General features: G+C 36.7%; 17 protein-coding genes and 1 pseudogene. 6 read left to right on the top strand and 12 right to left on the bottom strand.

Annotated features, from left to right (window positions below):
- Positions 1 to 10: 10 nt before the first annotated feature.
- Genes FD20_RS09510 through FD20_RS09495 form a run of 4 tightly spaced genes read left to right on the top strand, consistent with a single transcriptional unit; the run spans position 11 to position 4,420 of the window.
- On the top strand, positions 11 to 1,309 hold the full coding sequence (locus tag FD20_RS09510; protein WP_057738037.1) for an ABC transporter substrate-binding protein: 1,299 nt from the start codon (positions 11 to 13) through the stop codon (positions 1,307 to 1,309).
- Between the two features lie 5 nt (positions 1,310 to 1,314).
- Positions 1,315 to 2,169: a carbohydrate ABC transporter permease gene (locus FD20_RS09505; RefSeq protein WP_057738035.1), complete on the top strand. Its 855-nt coding sequence runs from the start codon at positions 1,315 to 1,317 to the stop codon at positions 2,167 to 2,169.
- A gap of 1 nt (position 2,170) precedes the next feature.
- Positions 2,171 to 2,992 carry a carbohydrate ABC transporter permease gene (locus FD20_RS09500; RefSeq protein WP_057738033.1) on the top strand — a complete coding sequence of 274 codons (822 nt, stop codon included), beginning with the start codon at positions 2,171 to 2,173 and terminating at the stop codon, positions 2,990 to 2,992.
- Positions 2,993 to 3,037: 45 nt separating this feature from the next.
- The gene (locus tag FD20_RS09495; RefSeq protein WP_083489107.1) at positions 3,038 to 4,420 is read left to right on the top strand and encodes an MATE family efflux transporter; all 1,383 of its coding nucleotides are present in this window, start codon (positions 3,038 to 3,040) and stop codon (positions 4,418 to 4,420) included.
- 198 nt (positions 4,421 to 4,618) lie between these two features.
- Here the strand turns inward: FD20_RS09495 and FD20_RS09490 are convergent, their stop codons facing one another.
- From FD20_RS09490 to FD20_RS09455, 8 genes and pseudogenes are all read right to left on the bottom strand, one after another.
- Entirely contained in the window at positions 4,619 to 6,022 is a 1,404-nt protein-coding gene (locus tag FD20_RS09490) for an APC family permease (protein ID WP_057738030.1), read from the bottom strand.
- 304 nt (positions 6,023 to 6,326) lie between these two features.
- The gene (locus FD20_RS09485) at positions 6,327 to 6,572 is read right to left on the bottom strand and encodes a PspC domain-containing protein (protein WP_083489106.1); all 246 of its coding nucleotides are present in this window, start codon (positions 6,570 to 6,572) and stop codon (positions 6,327 to 6,329) included.
- 17 nt (positions 6,573 to 6,589) lie between these two features.
- The gene (locus FD20_RS09480; protein ID WP_057738028.1) at positions 6,590 to 7,534 is read right to left on the bottom strand and encodes a DUF4097 family beta strand repeat-containing protein; all 945 of its coding nucleotides are present in this window, start codon (positions 7,532 to 7,534) and stop codon (positions 6,590 to 6,592) included.
- A complete protein-coding gene (locus tag FD20_RS09475) occupies positions 7,534 to 8,148 on the bottom strand; it encodes an HAAS signaling domain-containing protein (protein ID WP_057738026.1) in 615 nt (204 codons plus the stop codon). The genes FD20_RS09480 and FD20_RS09475 overlap by 1 nt, the downstream gene beginning before the upstream one ends.
- On the bottom strand, positions 8,148 to 8,471 hold the full coding sequence (locus tag FD20_RS09470) for a PadR family transcriptional regulator (protein ID WP_057738024.1): 324 nt from the start codon (positions 8,469 to 8,471) through the stop codon (positions 8,148 to 8,150). The genes FD20_RS09475 and FD20_RS09470 overlap by 1 nt, the downstream gene beginning before the upstream one ends.
- A gap of 715 nt (positions 8,472 to 9,186) precedes the next feature.
- Positions 9,187 to 10,979 (bottom strand): annotated as a pseudogene (gene lepA / locus FD20_RS09465) (translation elongation factor 4).
- The gene (locus FD20_RS09460; RefSeq protein ID WP_057738022.1) at positions 10,960 to 11,643 is read right to left on the bottom strand and encodes a TetR/AcrR family transcriptional regulator; all 684 of its coding nucleotides are present in this window, start codon (positions 11,641 to 11,643) and stop codon (positions 10,960 to 10,962) included. Before FD20_RS09460 ends, lepA begins: the two are co-directional and overlap by 20 nt.
- A 185-nt stretch (positions 11,644 to 11,828) precedes the next feature.
- Positions 11,829 to 12,242: an OsmC family protein gene (locus FD20_RS09455; protein WP_057738020.1), complete on the bottom strand. Its 414-nt coding sequence runs from the start codon at positions 12,240 to 12,242 to the stop codon at positions 11,829 to 11,831.
- Positions 12,243 to 12,545: 303 nt separating this feature from the next.
- Between FD20_RS09455 and FD20_RS09450 the strand changes: the two genes are divergently transcribed.
- On the top strand, positions 12,546 to 14,024 hold the full coding sequence (locus tag FD20_RS09450; RefSeq protein ID WP_338040566.1) for an FAD-dependent oxidoreductase: 1,479 nt from the start codon (positions 12,546 to 12,548) through the stop codon (positions 14,022 to 14,024).
- Positions 14,025 to 14,207: 183 nt separating this feature from the next.
- Positions 14,208 to 14,699, top strand: coding sequence for a ferritin (locus FD20_RS09445; RefSeq protein ID WP_057738018.1), 492 nt, complete (start codon positions 14,208 to 14,210; stop codon positions 14,697 to 14,699).
- Positions 14,700 to 14,968: 269 nt separating this feature from the next.
- Here FD20_RS09445 and FD20_RS09440 read toward each other — a convergent pair whose 3' ends face one another.
- From FD20_RS09440 to FD20_RS09425, 4 genes are read right to left on the bottom strand one after another with little or no spacing between them, the layout of a single operon-like run.
- A complete protein-coding gene (locus FD20_RS09440) occupies positions 14,969 to 15,622 on the bottom strand; it encodes an ABC transporter permease (protein ID WP_057738016.1) in 654 nt (217 codons plus the stop codon).
- Positions 15,615 to 16,559, bottom strand: coding sequence for an osmoprotectant ABC transporter substrate-binding protein (locus FD20_RS09435; RefSeq protein WP_057738014.1), 945 nt, complete (start codon positions 16,557 to 16,559; stop codon positions 15,615 to 15,617). The genes FD20_RS09440 and FD20_RS09435 overlap by 8 nt, the downstream gene beginning before the upstream one ends.
- Positions 16,560 to 16,571: 12 nt before the next feature.
- Complete coding sequence (locus tag FD20_RS09430) at positions 16,572 to 17,201, bottom strand: ABC transporter permease (RefSeq protein WP_057738012.1); 630 nt, start codon at positions 17,199 to 17,201, stop codon at positions 16,572 to 16,574.
- Positions 17,202 to 17,204: 3 nt separating this feature from the next.
- The gene (locus FD20_RS09425; protein WP_057738010.1) at positions 17,205 to 18,428 is read right to left on the bottom strand and encodes a betaine/proline/choline family ABC transporter ATP-binding protein; all 1,224 of its coding nucleotides are present in this window, start codon (positions 18,426 to 18,428) and stop codon (positions 17,205 to 17,207) included.
- Positions 18,429 to 18,764: the final 336 nt, after the last annotated feature.

The raw sequence follows: 18,764 nt of genomic DNA, 5'->3' as shown, positions 1-18,764 counted from the left end.
GGGCGATAAAATGTTTTACAAGAATCGCAAATTCGGAGCAATACTATTTGCGCTGATATTACCATTATTTTTCATGACAGGTTGTAGTTCTAATTCACAGCAAAGTAACAGTAATAAAATAACGCTTAATTTTTTTAATCAGAAACCGGAAATCAGCACCCAATATCAGAAACTAGCAAAAATGTACACCAAAAAACATCCCAATGTCTCTATTCAAATAACGACTTCCGGTCAAGGAGGCGGTGCTGCCGCACTTCAAGCTAAATTTGCTTCAGGTGAGGCACCCGACATTATAATGTTAGGTGGATTGCCTGAGATAGATCGTTACAAAGACCATTTAGTTAGTCTAAAAAGTCTCCCAGCGACTAAAACTATTCTTCCCAGCTTACTCAGCGGTGGAATATCAAACGGGCGGTTAGTGGGACTCCCTGTCGATTTGGAAGCTTATGGCTGGTCCTACAATAAAGCCGTTTTTACTAAAGCCGGAATTAACGCTGCCAATATTCATAACTACACTGACTTTGTGAAAGCGGTAAAAAAATTAGATGCACAAAAAGAAAAACTTGGTTTAAGCGGTGTATTTGGCTTCAATGGTGCTGATACTAACTCAATCGCATCAGTCTCAGCACAGTTCACCTCTCAAGCTTATGATAATGACCAAGTCAAAGCTTTTAACAGTACCAGTTTTCCTTGGAAGTATGGTTCACAAATGCACGCTTACTATAACTTAATCAGAAATTATAGTGTACAGCCCATCCTATCAGTCAAATATGATCCATCTGTTCAAGATCTCTTCTACAACGGTAAAGTTGCCATGATTCCCCAAGGAAATTGGATTATCCCTACTCTTGATGGAATTGAAAAAGGCTTCGTCCAAAAAAATTTAGGCATGATTCCATTCTTTGTTAAAAATGACGGCTCCGATCGTCTTTTAACCGGATCATCATGGTATTTAGGCGTCACAAATGACCACCCTAAACGAGAAAAGGCCGCAAAAGATTTTGTAAATTGGATGTTTACATCGCGAGAGGCTGAGAATGTCATCATAAATGAAATGCGCTTTGTGCCAGCAACTAAAAATTTTGATATTTCACGTCTGCCAGACGATTTATCGAAAGAAATTTATCGAATTGGAGCTTCGAAAAATGCTCGTGCTCCCATCCACAAACAATATCCAAACGGCTTTTCAACACAAGTTCTTGGGCCTTATATCCAACGCTACTTTGTTCGTGATATTTCATGGAACCAATTAGAGAAAGTAATAACCACTAAATACCGTCAACTTCGCGAAATTCAAAGTGGGGAGTGAAAAAGATGCTTATAAAAAAACACCAGTATTGGGCATTTGTATTACCAGCTTTACTTTTCATTGTTCTAATTATCGCTCTGCCATTTTTGATTGGTATTTACTATTCTTTTACCGATTCAAATGGTCTGCGTGCCTCATTCATCGGTCTTAAAAATTATCAAATTCTTTTCCGTGATGTGATTTTCTTACAAAGTTTGTGGCTGACTGTTAAATTTTCGGTTGTTTCTGTTTTATTAATAAATTTGTTTGGTTTAACTTTTGCCTTAATTGTTACTAGTTCAGATAATCGCTTTAATAAGGCTTTACGTACTATTTTTTTCATGCCTAATTTAATTGGGGGCATTCTACTTGGTTTTATTTGGCAATTCATTTTTACATCCGCATTTAAGGCAATTGCCAGTAGCTTAAATATCAGTTTTTTTAACGGCTGGCTTAGTGATCCAAGTACCGGTTTTTGGGGAATCGTTATTTTATTTGTTTGGCAGATGAGCGGTTATATCATGCTGATCTACGTCTCTTTTTTAAATGCCATACCACAAAATACGATTCAAGCTGCGCGCCTTGATGGTGCTAATAAATGGCAAACACTCCTATTTATTAAATTGCCTCAGCTTGCCCCAGCCTTTACTATCAGCTTATTTTTAACTTTGGCCAATTCTTTCAAACTCTATGAGCAAAATCTTGCTTTAACAAATGGCGGACCTTATCGTTCAACAGAAATGATATCCATGTACATTTATAACACGGCCTTTGTTAATTTTCAGCAAGGATATGCCCAGGCCGCAGGAATTATTCTTTTCCTCTGCGTAACTTTGATTTCATTTCTGCAGCTGGCACTTTCGAGACGGAGGGAGAAATAAAATGACAAAACGCAAGGTTCGTAAATATTTCAACATAATCATTTTTAGTATTGTTGGTTTGTTTTGGGTGTATCCCTTTGCAATCGTGTTTATTAATTCAATGAAGGGAAAACGAGGAGTATTTCAAAATCCGCTATGGTTCACTAAAGATTTTTCTTTGGCTAATTTTAAAACTGCTTTTCAAGCATTGGATTTTGCTCACAGCTTCTTCAATTCACTGCTAGTTACAGTAGGCAGTGTAATCTTAATTACAATTATCTCTGCAGCTGCTGCATACGCTATTTCACGTGTGACGGGTCCCTTTAGTTCAATCATCTATTACATTTGTGCAGGAACGATGCTGATTCCATTTCAATCCATAATGGTCCCTTTGTTGTCTCTTTTTGGGAAAGTTGATTTTTTAAACAGAACTAGTTTGATTATTATGAACACTGGATTGTCAGTCAGTCTATCTATTATCCTTTATTATGGAGCTTTTCAGGGCGTATCAAAAAGTTTAGATGAAGCAGCAGCACTGGATGGCGCTTATCCGTTTAAAACATTTGTTTATGTTATTTTTCCTGCTGTAAGCCCAATGACTGGTACCGTTATCATCTTGAACTCGATGAAAATATGGAATGATTATCTTCTTCCTTCTCTGGTCATCAATAAAAATGGAATGTATACCATTCCACTTAAAATGTACTCTTTCTTTGGCGAAACCAATAGTGAATGGCAGCTTGCTTTAGCCGGTTTAGTTTTATCAATGATTCCAATTATTGTACTTTTCTTACTTTTACAAAAACAAGTTATGACCAGTGTTACTGAAGGTGCCATTAAATAATCCAAACTAACTTGTCTTAAAAAAAGTATGCCTGCAATTCATTAAATACATTTTTTATGGGAGGAAACAACAATTTTAACTGTAGGTAAACCTTGGAAAATTATCCTTAACTTTGGGTGGCCGATTCTCTTAAGCGGCTTACTGCAACAACTTTATAATTTTTCTGATATTATGATTGTTGGTCAGTTAATGGGTAAAAACGCCGTAGCCGCAATTGGAAGTACGACAAGCTTGGTTAGTTTCATACTTGGATTCGCACAAGGCGCCACTGCCGGGATGGGGTTGTTGGTAGCAACATCCTTTGGCTCGCGGAATCCGCAGCAGGTCAATCGGCGCTTTGGAGTCAGTGCCGTTTTAATATCAATTATTGCAATTACTTTGACCTTTTTAGGTGTCTTACTGGCAGATGAAATTTTAAAATTATTAGGGACTCCGACAAACATCATCGTTCCAGCCCAAACGTATATTCGTATTATTTTCGCAGGCATTCCAATCTCCCTAACGTTTAATTTTCTGTCCAACATGCTGCGATCAATTGGCAACAGCCGTACTCCTTTAATATTTCTTGGAATATCAAGTCTGATTAATATCATTTTTAACTTTGTGTTTATTTTGTTTTTCCACTGGGGTATTGCTGGTTCTGCTCTCGCAACTGTTTTTGCACAGTTTGTTTCTGCAGCTCTTTGTGTTTACCATATTTACAGGCACGTTCCTTTGCTTTATTGGCATAAACCACTGCATTTGACTTTTAAAGAAATCAAAATTCAGCTATCTGCTGGAATACCCATGGGATTGCAATTTTCAATTATTGCAATCGGTTCTATTCTCGTTCAGCGTTCCTTGAATCAGCTTGGAACAGAAGTTATCGCTGCATTTTCTGTTGCTTCAAAAATAGATCAGATATCCATGCTTCCAATGTCTGCTTTAGGAACTGCTTTGGGCACTTACGTTGCCCAAAATGCCGGTGGTCAAAAATATCAGCGTGTTTTGTTGGGTATAAAACAAACCTTTAAACTTTCCATACTAATAAGTGTCATCATTACACTGCTTATTCTTTTAAGCAATGGTCGGTTAACCTATTTGTTCATTTCGAACCCTGGAGAAAAGTTGTTAAATCTAATTCGGTTATATTTTATATTAGTAACTCCTTGGTATATCTTGCTTTCTGGATTATTCATCTTACGCTTCACATTACAGGGATTGAATTATAACCTGCTTCCTATGGTTGCCGGTTTAATTGAATTACTGATGCGAACACTCGCAGCGGTTATTCTTGTTGGCATTTTGGGCTATATAGGTATCTGTTTATCGGCACCTCTAGCTTGGCTAGGCGGAATTTCAACACTAATCTATCGTTTCTGGAAAGCAATACGTCAAGTCGAGCAAATGGCCCAACTAAAAAAAAGGGGCGAAAAAGAAATTTCCTAACCAATTAAAACAAAAAAAAGAAATTAATGCAGATGAGTTCTTCCTCAATAAACATCTTGCATTAATTTCTTTTTGCTTTAAAAAATAATCATCTAACAGGATTGAATGTACACCATTAGTTTGGAATTTCTAGTTTTAGTTCGGTTTTCTCAAATTAATTTGCTTCAAAAACACCGACTTCTGTGATATATTTTACGTTTACTTTTGCTGTAAGTTAGAATGTTTAACCCCATAGGTCAAATAAATAATAATACCTGCAGTAATCCAGATAGAGATCCAAACCTTAGTCAAAGATGGCAACATCCAAATAAAGTAAATGCTGCAGACACCCGCCAAAATAGGCAAAAATGGATATAATGGCATTTTAAATCCTTCATTGTGAATATCTTTACGCCTTCTCAAGGGAATGATGCCAAACGAAATGAATGCAAAGGCTAATAAAGTTCCGGCATTAATTAAAGCTGCAAGTTCTGTCAATGGTACGAATCCCGCAAAAGCAGCTTGAATAACAGTTGCAAGAATGATGGCTCTCATTGGCACTTTGTTCTTCTCGCTGATTTTACCAAATCTTTCTGGCAGTAATCCATCTCGTCCCAAGGCATATACAAGTCGTGATCCGCCAAAAAACATTGTCAACATTGCTGTAAAAATCCCTATCAGTGCGCCAATAGTAATAAGCTTGTTCCAGCTTGAAAGATTTATAACTTTTAGTGCATAAGCCGCTGGGTCATCAACATTCAATTCTTTATAATTTACTATCCCAGTCAATACAAGTGCAAACGAAACATATAAAATAACGGCAATAACAACGGTTCCTAAAACACCTCTGACAACATTTTTATGCGGATCAACTGTCTCTGCTGAATTTGCTGCTAAAGCATCAAAACCTATAAAAGCAAAAAAAACAGTAGCCGCTGCTGTGGAAATCCCTCCCATACCAAAAGGAGCACCATGAAACTGCTTTGGATAAAAAGGAGTGTAATTTTCCGATTTAATATAGAAAAGACCAATAATAATAAATAATACTATTATCGAAACCTTAACAACTACCGCAAAATTCTCAACCTTTTTTGAAAGCATCGTTCCTTGGGCTATAATAAACGCTACAATTAATACAATTAGCACAGCGGTCAAATTCACGAACCCATTCTCCATTGGACCGGCTTGCAAATATTTTGGTAGCTCCAACCCTATGGCTGCCAAAATATTATTATTGAAATATGCTGCAAAGCCTGTTGCTTCAGCGGAAACTGCTAAAAAATACTCAAGAATAAGTGCCCAACCCAAAATCCAGCCTATAATTTCTCCATAAACAACGGAACCAAATGAATACGCCGATCCAGCAACCGGCATTGCCGAAGAAAATTCCGCATATGCCATTCCAACCATACCTGAAACCAGTGCTGCAAGTAAAAATGAGATCGCTACAGCGGGTCCGGCATGCTGTGCAGCCTCATGTCCAGGCAAAATAAAGATTCCTGTACCAATTACCGCACCAATGCCTAACGCGATCAAATCCTTGGCGTGTAATGTCCTCACAAGCCTTGAATCAGCTTTAAGATAAGTATCAATGGACTCTTTTTTGAAAATATTCGTTTTCAAAGAATCTCCTCCAATATAGTTTTATGCAAATCTTGCATTCTAAATAAAATGGCAAAAAAAATCCCTAATGCTAATATTTACAGCACTAGGAATCTTCAGAGGATACTGCTATTTTTATTAGGTTGATAAATTTTACTGCCATTTATTCTGAAAAAGTTTGCACTCGGTTAAGTTTAACAAAATCCAATTTTAAATCAAGTGCTTTCTAATTCAAAAAATTTTTAACAAACAGCAATTAAGTCATGTCCTTGTTGCTCCCACCTTAATTCTCCAAAAATACATCTTTTTATAATACAATGCAGCATTATTCTCTAAACTCACCCTCAATTATGTCATCATCATCTTTTCGATGATTAGTATCATCTTTTTCAGGCATCACAGCAGCTGCGATAATATATATCAAAATACCTAAGAAAAAATTCCCAGGAAAAACAATTAGAATCGCACCGATAATCCGCGTCCATGTTTTATCCCAATCAAAATATTCAGCTACCCCTCCAAACACACCTGAAAAAATTTTATCATTAGACTTGGTCAATTTCTTTTTCATATCTCTGCCCATCCTTTTCATTTGACTTCATTATTGCCATCATTCGTTAACATCCTTAAAATGTTGCTTTTTTCATTATTCTGGACCATGTCATTTTCACTACTGCGTCCATATAATTTATTGGTTCCGCCTGATGTTGTCAAGTGATATCCCCCAGCCTGTGAATTTCTGACAATGTTATCACCATCACTATTGTTGACACTATACGAACCGACAACACTAATTCGATCTGCCTCAAAATCACCATCTTGCATTTCAAGACTGCCATTATTTAATTTAACATCAGAATAACTAACATCACCATCTTGATTTTGAACTTTAACTTGACTGACTTCCCCGGTCTTCAACATCATGTCACCATTTTTTTGAGAAATCGTACCTGAGTTTAGATGCACCTTATTTAAGGCCAAATCGCCATCACTTGCACTAATCTCTACTTTGGAGGCTGTAACGTTACTGAGACCAATATCTCCAGCATTGCTCGTAAGTTCTAAATCATTTATTTCGCGGTCATTCACTTTAATATCACCCAAAGTCGACTTGGCTTTAACCCTATCTAAAGAAACATCCTGCGGAACACTGACAATTATCCGCTCTGCACTCTCACTGTTATCATTATAGCCGAAACTAAGATGAAATTCATTAGATCCACTTTTGGTTTGACGTACAATTAATTTTTGATTTTCTACTCTAACACTTGGTTTATATTTAGTCCTACCAGAATATTCAACAGCATACTTACTCCCTTTCACAAAGATTATATCAGCTTCAGTTGCACTAACATCAATTTCAGTAAATTTACTGATTTTTGGATATACTTTGTTCACTCTGGAGTCCTGCCCAACTCTGGGTTTCCAATTATCAAAGCTAACTTCTTTAGCTCCGTGCATGCCAACCCCTAAGCCAATCATAAGGAGTCCGATTGCCAAAATAATCCAGCCCCATCTAAATATCTTTTTCATTACTGTTCAGACCTCCTTTGGCGCCTTTTAGAAAATCTTCGGTAAAGATAACGAGCAAAATTAGCAACCATTTGTATAATCACGCTACAAATCCAATATAACAGCGGCAAAGCAATCATAAGACCACCTAGTGCAACGATACCACACCCGAGGTAAAACACGCCTACTGTCCAATGTGTAAACAGCAAAAGTACACCAGTGTAGATACTCGTTGCAACAATAACTATCAATGTTGCTAAACCGACAACAGCGACAATTGATATCGTAAAAATTGCGCACACAATCAACAATAATAGTATTCCACCAATTCCGAGCGTCATCGGCGCAGAAAGAATTGCTAATATTATTATCCAAATCATTTTTGAATTGAACCGCGGAGAACTTTTTCTATTGTTTTGTCGATTATCTTCATCGACCTTAATTGAATGATCTGCTAAAATTTTACGACTCAATTGTTTAGCAGTCCCAAGTTTACGTTCAATTTTTTCTTTTGTTTGCAAACCTGCATCTTCCATATATTCACTATAAAAATCTATTGCATCATCTGCTTCCTCGGATGTTAGAGGACTCAAATAACTCTCGAGCTCACTGAGATATTTTTCTTTGTCTGCCATCATTCATCCCCCTTTGATGATGCAAAAAATATTTTATCCAAACTTTGTTTATAATTAGTCCACATTTCCAATACTCTGTTAAGATGTTTTCTACCTTCATCAGTAATTTTATAGTATCGTCTGTTCCTTCCCTCATATGCTTGATCGTAAGTTGTTAAATATCCACTGCTCCTCAATCTTCGTAAAACAGGATACATTGTTGACTCGGAAATACTGATCGCCTTTTGAACATCTTGTGTCAAAGCATAGCCATAATAATCTTTCTTATCCAGTAAAGCTAAAACCAGCCCATCAAGCAAGTCTGCGGCTACTTGAATTTTCATAGTATCCCTCCCATGTTGTTTATTCCATTATAATTATTATCAACAATATTATATGACGTATAGTATTATATTACAACATTTTAATCTCAAAAAAGGCAATTTTCAATGCATGAATTGCCTCTTTTCGTATTGCTACTATTTATCAGTTGGTTGTATTGGTTACAAATAAGCGCTAAAGCTTCTTTGAACCATTAAAATAAAAAATTTATCTCACAATAAAATTGTTCTATCTCTATTTGTATTCGCGTAAACGCCTTTCTTTAAAAAAATTGTTCATGTCCAAAACAAAAAAGCACGTTTTAAAATTCAACGTACCTTCTCTTACATATAAAAATGCTTTTGCTGACTTCATCGACACGTCTCAAAGACAATATACTAACATCAAAAAATCAAACAGTGACTTACAAAAAAATCTGTTTATAATCTGCCTATCTAGAAAAATGACGTATAACACTATGGAATGATTTGTTAAATGTATTTTTTTTCATAATTTCTTTTCTAAAAGTAACAAACTCAATAGATACTCCTAAAGAAACAGAAATCAACACCATCAAAATCAATATATATATTACCTTTTCGACTGAAATCAACATTGGTAACCTCCCTATTCTGAAAACATCTCCTCTTTTAAGGTACACCTAACTTTTTTGTTTTGCAAATAGAAATAGAGATTTTTTTATTATCAAATTATAAATATTCAAATTCTATTCGTCTATTATTTCAGTTCTAGGATACTATTGAAAACTTCTTGTGTAAGCTTTATGTCGCTTTGAGCCGCTTGCCTTTTATTGACATTCTGACGCCGCAGCAATGCCTTCTTTTTAGAAACGCTTCTTTTTTCGCCATTAACAGCTGCATTTTTGCGTAAAGGCGGAATATCAACACGTGCAACTGTTTTGCCTTCAACAACGGCCTGTGCCGGCATAGGATACAATTTACGCGGAATACTGTATTTTAATTTCTTTACTAAGTTTTGACTTGCCTTAGGTACGTCTTGCCGATGAATTGCAAATGACAGAGCGTCTACCCTAGCATAATTAATATGGACTTCTACTTTAACAATATCAGCAATTTGGTAATTTAAAAATGAAGTGTCTAAGTCTGCATATCCATGCGAAATCGACTTTAATTGACTGAAGAAATTATAAGCAATCTCAGATAACGGCATATCATATTTCAAAACTACCAAATCGCTCTTATTATCCAAATCCTGCAGATTTCCTTTGCTTTGTTCAGCCAATTTCATAACCTGGCTCACGCTCTCAGCAGGGGTCGTAATAGTTGCCCGTACAAAGGGTTCTTCAACAAACTCAATTTCAGAGAAATCAGGAAATTGTGCAGGATTATTTATTTTTTCAACTTTTTGATTATCTTTAATGTGAACATAGTATGTAACATTCGGTGAAGTGGTCAAAACTTCAAGATCATATTCATCCTTGAGTCGCTCACGTATGATTTGCAAATGCAGCATCCCCAAAAAACCGCACCTGAAGCCCATTCCCAATGCATCTGATGTTTCTAAAACATATTGAAAAGATGAATCATTCAAAGAAAGACGTTCAATTGCTGATCTCAATCTCACATAATCATTATCTTTGGGATAAAATCCCGCAAAAACCATTGATTTAGCCCTCCTATATCCAGGAAAAGCACTTTCTGTCGGATTTTTTTCACTTGTTAGAGTGTCACCGACATTAATTGCTTTAGGATTTTTTATCCCGGTAACCACGTAACCGACGTCTCCAACATTCAAACTTTCGACCGTTTGCATATTAGGAGCAAGCACTCCTATCGTACTTGCTGTAAAATTCTGCTTGGAAGACATCACCTTCAAGTTGTTATTAGCTCTTATCTGCCCATCAAACACACGGACGTAAGCGATAACTCCCTTAAAGGAATCATAGACTGAATCGAAGATCAAAGCCTTCAAAGGGCCTTTTTTTCTTCCTGTAGGTGCAGGAATTTTCCGATATATTGCCTCTAAAACTGCGTGTACCCCCTGACCAGTCTTAGCAGAAATATGCAAAAAATCTTGTCCTTCAAAAACAGTATCAAGTTCCTTGATCTGACGCTCAGTCTTTTCAATGTCAGCTTCTTTACTATCTATTTTATTTACAATTGGAATAATAGTTAAATGGTTTTCTTTTGCAAGTCTAAAATTCGCGACAGTTTGTGCTTGAACACCTTGGGTAGCATCAACTAAAAGAAGCACCCCATCACAAGCTGCCAAACTTTTTGAAACTTCGTACGCAAAATCAACATGACCAGGAGTATCAATAAAATTGTATTCATATTCGCATCCATCATCTCCCTTGTAATAATTGCGGACTGTGCGTGATTTCACAGTAATGCCATGAGCTTGCTCAACTTCCATGTCATCCAGTAATTGAGCTTTTTTTCTCGACTATTAACTGTTTGCGTCATCTCCATAATTCGATCGGCTAAAGTCGATTTACCATGATCAATATGTGCAATTATTGCAAAGTTTCTAATATTTGTTAATCTCATTATTTCTTTTTACCTCACTTTTAAAAAACAAACCATTCAGATACAATTCAAAAGCTTGAATAGCATCCGATTCAAAATCAAGCCTAAATGTCTCTAGCCTTTTTCCTATTTTATGCTGATCAAATTTATCCAAATTTGACATATTAAGTACTCCACTAAGAATAGCACTTTGCATGATCAGCAGATGCCCAGCCTCCTTCGATTCGACTTCATCGACTCTTTCTGCAATCGTTTTCCCTAAATGCAGAACTATTTCATTCAATTTTAAACGACCTTCAATTGTCTGAGACATATCTGCGCGAGCTTCCAAGACTGACTCGCGCAAAGCATTTAATCTCAAAATTACTCTGTGCTGTTTAATCAGCAGTTTTGATTCCTCAAGAAGCAAAAACTTGAATTCATTAATTGACAAATGAGATATCTTCATTATTCTTTGGTCCAGTTCCTCAAAATAAATTTGATAGCCGGTTAGTAAAAGATCCATAAAAATATTTTCTTTAGTATTATAGTAATTAAACAGTGTTCCTTTAGAGATGTTCACCTGCTGTGCAATATCTGCCATTCTGATATCGCTAAATGCTTTCTTTCGAAAAAGCTTTAAAGCAGCACCTAAAATTACTTGGCATTTCTCCCTGCGCTGTTTATCCGTCATTGCACTCCGCATATTGCACCTCTTTTTTTGACCATTAGTCAATTTATAAAACATATTATAACTAAAACACACTAAAATCAATTTTGACGAATCTAGCATGTTCCTGAAACAGCAAAAAAGCACACTGAAACCATTTTTAGAAATTTTTAAATTCTAAATACTGTCTCAATGTACTTTTATTTATCTCTTTTTTATATCTAGAAATGTTCCACAGCCTCAATACTATAATTACCACTGTTGCTCAGTAATTTAGATACTGGGCAGCGCTTCTCTGCCAACTTCACGAACCTTTCTGCTGTCTCTAAATCCACACTTGGAATATACACACGTGCTTTAACCAAAAACTCTAGTCCAGCAGATCCTTTGACCATTGTAACCTTGACTCTGACTTCTGAAGTGTGTTTTAATCCACGGTCGCGTTCTATCGCTTGCAAAGTGGCGTTCATACAAGTACTAAGAGATAAACCCAGCAGCTGCTCTGGATTTGTCCCAGAAGCCTCGCTGCGCGGATTGCTAATCTCAAGCTTTAACCCGTTTTCAATGAAGGCATGACCGTTAAGTCCGTCTTGATTTACCGCTTCGGTTTCATATAATGCTTTTTTTTCCACCATAACTGCACCTCTTTCTAAATTTGATTAAAGTAATTTCTTATGCCTTCACCTTAGCTAAAAAAAACTCGCAGGTCAAAAGATTTAAATTCTTTATAAAGTTATTCACTTTACTTCCTATATGCTATAAATGAATGACAAGTTCTATAAAAAATCGTATAATACTGTGAAAGAAAGCATTTTCATTTTTATTGATTGTATCAATTGTTATTGTTTATTATAGGGGATTTTTTAAATAAATTAGCATTTAAAAAAGTTTTTTGTTCACTACCAATGTTCAAAAAATCACATTCGGGGGTTAAAACAATGATGGAAGTTAATTATACAGACATTGTTATCGTAGGTGCCGGAGCTTCGGGAATTGCTGCAGCACTGACAGCCATAGAAAAAGGTTGTCGTGTAGTCTTGCTTGAAAAAGGAGATAAATTTGGCGGAGCTGGTATGTTCGGCGCGCAAGGCTTATTCGCTGTAAACAGCCAACAGCAAAAAGCGAAAAACATTAATTACACAGTAAGCGATGCTTTTCACGAGTTATTAGAGTATACACATTACCGTTCAAACGCCAAGATCACAAAAAAAATTTTGAATAAGTCGGCCGAAACGATCGAGTGGCTTGCCTCAAATGGTCTAGAAACCGAATTAGTTAATAATACGCAAGAACCGCATCAAAAACATGCTGAAGTGTATCATCAATATATTGACAAATACAACGGCTTTCAACGATTAATGGATAATTTTGTTTCTCAAGGAGGAATCCTCCTGACTGAAACATCCGGTCTCAGTATAATCAAGGATAATACTGACCAAATTTCAGGAATACGTATCTCACACAAAGGCATACCGAGTACTATCAATTGTAAAGCCGTTATTTGTGCTGATGGTGGATTCATTGGCAACCAGGAAATGGTCGCAAAATATTCTGCAATTGACCCCGATGTCCTCCATAGTATGGGGGAAAGAAAAGCAACTGGCGATGGTATTAAAATGCTTGAACAAATTGGTGGAGACACCCGCCATATTGGTGTGTTTGAGAACCATGCTGCAACTGTTACCAGTCCAATTAATTCTAAATGGCATCAAAATTCGCTCTTCACTCTGACAAATGTGCCTTTGTTATGGATTGACAAGCATGCTACAAGGTTTGTCAACGAAGAAATCGTTTATGATTTTGCTTTATGGGGAAATGCAACCTATGCAGCCAGTGGCTACTATTACATTATTATAGATCAAGCCCTTATCTCCCATTTGGAAAAACAACAGCTAAATTGGACTGATGCGTTTGAACGAACTTTTAAAACTCTGTCACATGAGCCTATCTCTCATAAAATTGGACCTTTTCCAACTCTTCGAAATGACCTAACAGATGCCGTCAAAAATAAGGCGGCTTGGACTGCCAAAACATTAGATGAATTAGCTATTCAGTTAACGCTTGATCCTAATAAATTAAATGCTGCCATTAAACAGTACAATAAATCTGTTGAACATAAAAAAGATACCCTATTTTATAAAAACAGCAAGTTCTTATCTTTTAAAGTCGAACAAGGACCATTCTATGCCCTAAAGGCACGCTCGACCAGCTTGGGCACTATTGGTGGGATAGAAACAAATGAAAACATGGAAGTACTTGATCAAAAAGGAAATATAATCAAGAGGGCCTACGCCACAGGAAACAATGCGAGTGGTATGTATGACACTTCCTACCCAACACTTGAAGGTATTAGCTGTGCATTCGCATGGAACTCAGGGCGGATTGCTGGAGCGGCTGCTGTGGAGGCTTTAAATTAATCTCATAACACTAATTAATTTTTAGAATAAAAGGATTGTGATAAGTATCATTTAGCCACAATCCTTTTTGAGCATTATTCTGATTTCAAGCAGTCCTACTAAAAACAAATCTACGCAACTATCGAGCGCTTTTATTTCAAAATTAACCATGCTAGAATGAATTAAGAAAGGTGGTGTATTAAATTGGAAAAAAAGATCTATACTTTATTGAATGAACAAATCAATAAGGAATTTCAATCAGCCTATATTTATTTGGATTTTTATAACTTCTTTGAAGAGAAATCTTTAGATGGCTTTTCAAAATGGTATAAAGATCAAGCAAATGAGGAAATAGGCCATGCTTGGCGCTTCATTAATTACTTACACGATAGAGATCAGCGGATTAAACTGACTCCTATCGAGCACAATTCTCAGAAATACAGTTCTGTCAAAGAAATCCTTGAGAAAGGATTAGGACATGAACAGTATATCAGTGATTGTATTCGTACCATCTACGCTCAAGCAGATACTGCTAAGGATTTCGAAACAATGAACTTCTTAAATTATTTTCTTTCCGAACAAATTGAGGAAGAAGTTAATGCGCGTAATTTGATCGCTAAATATAATTTTGTCGGGGAAACTGGTGTATTAGGTATGAATGGTCTTCTTCAAAGCAGCAAGGATCATGAGGGCTAGTAGCTGATCTGCAAAATCAGTAGGCATATTGTAATTTAAAGGGAATGGGTCAAAATATAACTTTTGACCCATTCCCTTTATTTGTTTTAACCATGTGTTATAGAACTAACATATTTCAATATTCAAATTTTTCCACTTAACAACGAATTAATCATAGTCAAAACTACAATACAATTCGAAGTTAGGTCCCAAGCCCAACGGCTGATATCGATACACCGTGTTGCTTTTTTGTTTTGTTGACCTACATTTTGAAAAAGTTAAGCTTTCCATCAAATCTTTTTAGGTTCAAGCCTTCTTTGGAAAAAGCCCAAAACAAGATCTGAAATGATGGCCATTAATGCAGTTGGTAATGCACCTGCTAATATAATAGCACCACCACTAGTTGCATTGGTACCACGGACAATAATGTCTCCTAAACCGCCCGCACCGACGAAAGCTCCAATAGCCGTGATTCCAATAGCAACAACCAATGCATTTCTGATTCCTGCCATAATTACAGACATTGCTAAAGGAAGTTCCACCATATATAAAATCTGAAAACTCGTCATTCCCATTCCCTTGCCTGAATCAAGAATTGTCTTATCCACACTAGCCATACCGGTATAGGTATTTTTAATGATCGGCAAAAGTGAATATAGAAAAACTGTAAAAATAACTGTATTTACCCCCAAACCTAATCCCAGCATGACAATAGACAGCATCGCTAAAGAAGGAACCGTTTGAATAACATTGGCAAAACCGATAACAACTGTACTCAGTCGACGTTTGCGTGCAATCAAAATACCAATTGGAATACCAATGATCGCGGCTATCAAAACACCATAGATTGAGATTAAGAAGTGTCGAACAAACTGACTCAAAACGTATGAACCATTATTAGCTAAATAATACCAAAACTGTTCCCAAGTGTTCATATTAGTCATTCTTTTCACTTCCCCTAAAATAATCATGTTTCGCCAAAAACTGCTGGGCAACAACTGAAGGTTCTAATAGGTCATTATCTACCTTATAATTCAGTGACTGCATTGTTTTCAAATTTATTTTGCCATCAAGTCGATGTAAAAGCGGCCCTAGTTTAGGATACTTTTTCAATAAACTATCGTTAACTACTAACGAACAATCATAAGGCGGGAAAAAGCGTTTATTATCTTTTAAAATTTTTAAATCATAACTTCTGATACGCCCATCTGTTGAATATCCAAGTACTGCTTGCATCTTTCCAGCTTCGACTGCATCATAAACCAACCCGATTTGCATTGGGTAAACTCTTTTAAAATCAAAAGCATACTTCCGAGAAAAATCTTTATATCCGTCTCCAGGACGATTCATCCACGAACTATCAACACCAGCATTCATTTCATTAGCATATTTGCCTAAATCCGATATGGTACTGATATTGTACTTTTTCGCTGTTTCTTGCGTCACCATAAAAGCATAGGTATCTGCAAAACCATATGATGGAAACCATGTCTGGTCATACCTTTTTTGAAACTCCTTTTTTACAAGCTGCAAAGCCTTCTGTGGATCTTTGACCACCGGTAACTGCAAAGTTCCCGTTATGTCTGTTCCGGTATAACGCGTTGCGGAAATATCTGCATCACCACGAATCATTGCTTGATGTGCAACAGTAGTGGAGCCAAGATTACTGACTAAAGTCGTTTTGTACCCCAATTCGTGATTAATCAGTTCTGCCAGAATATTAGCCATGATCTGTGACTCGGTTGAGCTTTGTGATGCGATACGAATTGCGTTTCCACCTGAACCACTAACCCCAGGGAATGAACAGCCTGCTAGAAGACATAAAATGCTGGTAAAAAGCAATGCTGATCCAAGAGCAACTTTTTTTGTCAATTTAAGCATTCTTTTCCCCCCCTAAGATCTTTGACTAACAGGTGTCAGCCAATTTTCTAATCTACCAAGTAAATAGTCCGCAAGAAGCGCCAATATTGTCACTGGGATCGTACCACCTATAATCAGATCAGGCTGAAACAAATTCAAACCATTGAATATTAAATCTCCAAGTCCGCCTGCACCTATATATGAAGCCAGTGTTGCCCATGCGATAACATATACAGCAGATAATCTGATACCGGCCATTATAACCGGAATCGCCATTGGAATCTCTACTTTCATAATGGATTGAAATGAGGTCATTCCCATTCCCTTAGCACTATCTTTCAAAATTGGATCAACATCTTCCATTCCAATATAGGTATTCCTCAGGATAGGCAAAAGCGAATAAATAAACAAAGCAATGATGGCTGGTATTTTCCCAATTCCGAATATTGGAATCATAAGAGCTAACAAAGCTAATGACGGAACCGTTTGCAGCATACTTGCTAACCCAATTACTATTTTTGCTGTTCTAGCAAAACGTGTTAATAATATTCCCAGCGGAACCGCCACAATAATTCCTAGCGCAAGAGCTATTCCCGAAATATAGAGCTGTTCCCACGTTTTAGTTATCAATTCACTGCCATGTTGATTTAAAAAGTCGACCATCGCCTACACCTCCTTGGTGCTTGAAGCTAGGTCAGATTGACTCAAATTACCTCTGTCAGAATTTTCTGAATCAGAATCTCCTTCATCGTCAGAGTCACCCCAAATTGTGTCATAAACCATATCGACAATTGCAGCACGCGTGACAATCCCCCGCAATTTTCCCGCATGATCCACTACAGGTACATACTTTAAACCGCGCTTCAAGATTCGATCAACTGTATCTCGCAGCAATGTATCATCAACAACATAGAAAATTTTAGTATTTAAAATATCTGAGACACTTGTAGCGTGCCGATACCTTGTATTCAATGTCTCAATATCGATATAACCCTTTAAATAGTTATCGTCATCAGTAACCAAAAGTGTATCAACTCTTCGTTTGCGCATTAAGCGAATTGCTTCAGTTAACGAACGTCCGGGTGTAATAGACACCGGATTCTTAAGCATAATTTGACTAACAGTTGTAACATCAGCGCGCGCCTGCATCAATCGGTCCTCACCGATCAGATCTTCGACAAAGTCATTTGCAGGATGTTGCAGGATTTCACTAGGCGTTGCATTTTGAATAATATGTCCTGAATCCATAACTACTATTTGTGTTGCTAAATTCAATGCTTCATCCATATCATGTGTAACAAAGACAACTGTCTTTCCTAACTTTTCTTGTAGATGTTTAACAAGTTCTTGCAGACTTTCACGAGTGATCGGATCAAGTGCTCCAAATGGCTCATCCATTAAAATTAAATCTTGATCGGCCGCTAAAGCCCGGATAACCCCAACACGTTGTTGCTGACCACCAGATAATTCCGAAGGATAACGATCTAAAAAATCCTGGGGCAGTTCAACCAATTTAATAAGTTCCTGTGCTTTTTTCCGTCTTTTCTCATCTGGCCATTTCAATAATTTAGGAACCAATGTAATATTTTCATAAATAGTCATATGGGGCATCAAACCAATATTCTGAATAACGTATCCAATTCGACGTCTTAGTTTCACAGCATCCGTCTTATGAATATCATTTCCGTTATACAATATTGTTCCTCCACTTGGTTCAAGCATGCGGTTAATCATGCGCATGGCTGTTGTTTTTCCAGAGCCTGAGCGGCCGATAAAACAAACAAAATCACCTTTGTTGATAGTTAAATTTATGTGCTCTATTGCAACATTTCCACCGCGATAAACTTTTTCAACATCCTTAAAAACTACAATTGGATTTTCTTTTGGCATATAGAACCTCCGTAATCAAGTATTTACTTCCGCAATTTTATTCTAACATATTAAACTAAACAGTGTATTTCCTGGGGATTTTGAGAAAATTGTGCAACGGTGATCTAGATAAAAAAGTGAGAATATTGCAGTAGTCGTTAATGTTTGAAAATTAACTACAAATTATGGATTTGGCTATGAATAGTTCATGCTTAGCAGACTATCTACGTATGTTAATTCGTATAATACAGGACTAAAAAGGAGTTGGGTCAAAATTTTATTTTGACCCAACTCCCTTATTCCCGAATTATTCATACGAGGTTTAATATCGGCATACCGCACAATTTTGGACCAATT

The sequence above is a fragment of the Liquorilactobacillus uvarum DSM 19971 genome (assembly GCF_001434935.1).
Classification (GTDB): domain Bacteria; phylum Bacillota; class Bacilli; order Lactobacillales; family Lactobacillaceae; genus Liquorilactobacillus; species Liquorilactobacillus uvarum.
Note: the sequence above shows the minus strand (reverse complement) of the source record. Positions and strands in the feature narration are given on the sequence as shown.

What these genes read in the sequence shown, in the direction of transcription:
- FD20_RS09510 (WP_057738037.1), top strand. Translation starts at nt 11, where the DNA reads ATGTTTTACAAGAATCGCAAATTCGGAGCAATACTATTTGCGCTGATA.
- FD20_RS09505 (WP_057738035.1), top strand. Translation starts at nt 1,315, where the DNA reads ATGCTTATAAAAAAACACCAGTATTGGGCATTTGTATTACCAGCTTTA.
- FD20_RS09500 (WP_057738033.1), top strand. Translation starts at nt 2,171, where the DNA reads ATGACAAAACGCAAGGTTCGTAAATATTTCAACATAATCATTTTTAGT.
- FD20_RS09485 (WP_083489106.1), bottom strand. Translation starts at nt 6,572, where the DNA reads ATGAAAAAGAAATTGACCAAGTCTAATGATAAAATTTTTTCAGGTGTG.
- FD20_RS09480 (WP_057738028.1), bottom strand. Translation starts at nt 7,534, where the DNA reads ATGAAAAAGATATTTAGATGGGGCTGGATTATTTTGGCAATCGGACTC.
- FD20_RS09475 (WP_057738026.1), bottom strand. Translation starts at nt 8,148, where the DNA reads ATGGCAGACAAAGAAAAATATCTCAGTGAGCTCGAGAGTTATTTGAGT.
- FD20_RS09470 (WP_057738024.1), bottom strand. Translation starts at nt 8,471, where the DNA reads ATGAAAATTCAAGTAGCCGCAGACTTGCTTGATGGGCTGGTTTTAGCT.
- FD20_RS09460 (WP_057738022.1), bottom strand. Translation starts at nt 11,643, where the DNA reads ATGCGGAGTGCAATGACGGATAAACAGCGCAGGGAGAAATGCCAAGTA.
- FD20_RS09455 (WP_057738020.1), bottom strand. Translation starts at nt 12,242, where the DNA reads ATGGTGGAAAAAAAAGCATTATATGAAACCGAAGCGGTAAATCAAGAC.
- FD20_RS09450 (WP_338040566.1), top strand. Translation starts at nt 12,546, where the DNA reads ATGATGGAAGTTAATTATACAGACATTGTTATCGTAGGTGCCGGAGCT.
- FD20_RS09440 (WP_057738016.1), bottom strand. Translation starts at nt 15,622, where the DNA reads ATGACTAATATGAACACTTGGGAACAGTTTTGGTATTATTTAGCTAAT.
- FD20_RS09435 (WP_057738014.1), bottom strand. Translation starts at nt 16,559, where the DNA reads ATGCTTAAATTGACAAAAAAAGTTGCTCTTGGATCAGCATTGCTTTTT.
- FD20_RS09430 (WP_057738012.1), bottom strand. Translation starts at nt 17,201, where the DNA reads ATGGTCGACTTTTTAAATCAACATGGCAGTGAATTGATAACTAAAACG.
- FD20_RS09425 (WP_057738010.1), bottom strand. Translation starts at nt 18,428, where the DNA reads ATGCCAAAAGAAAATCCAATTGTAGTTTTTAAGGATGTTGAAAAAGTT.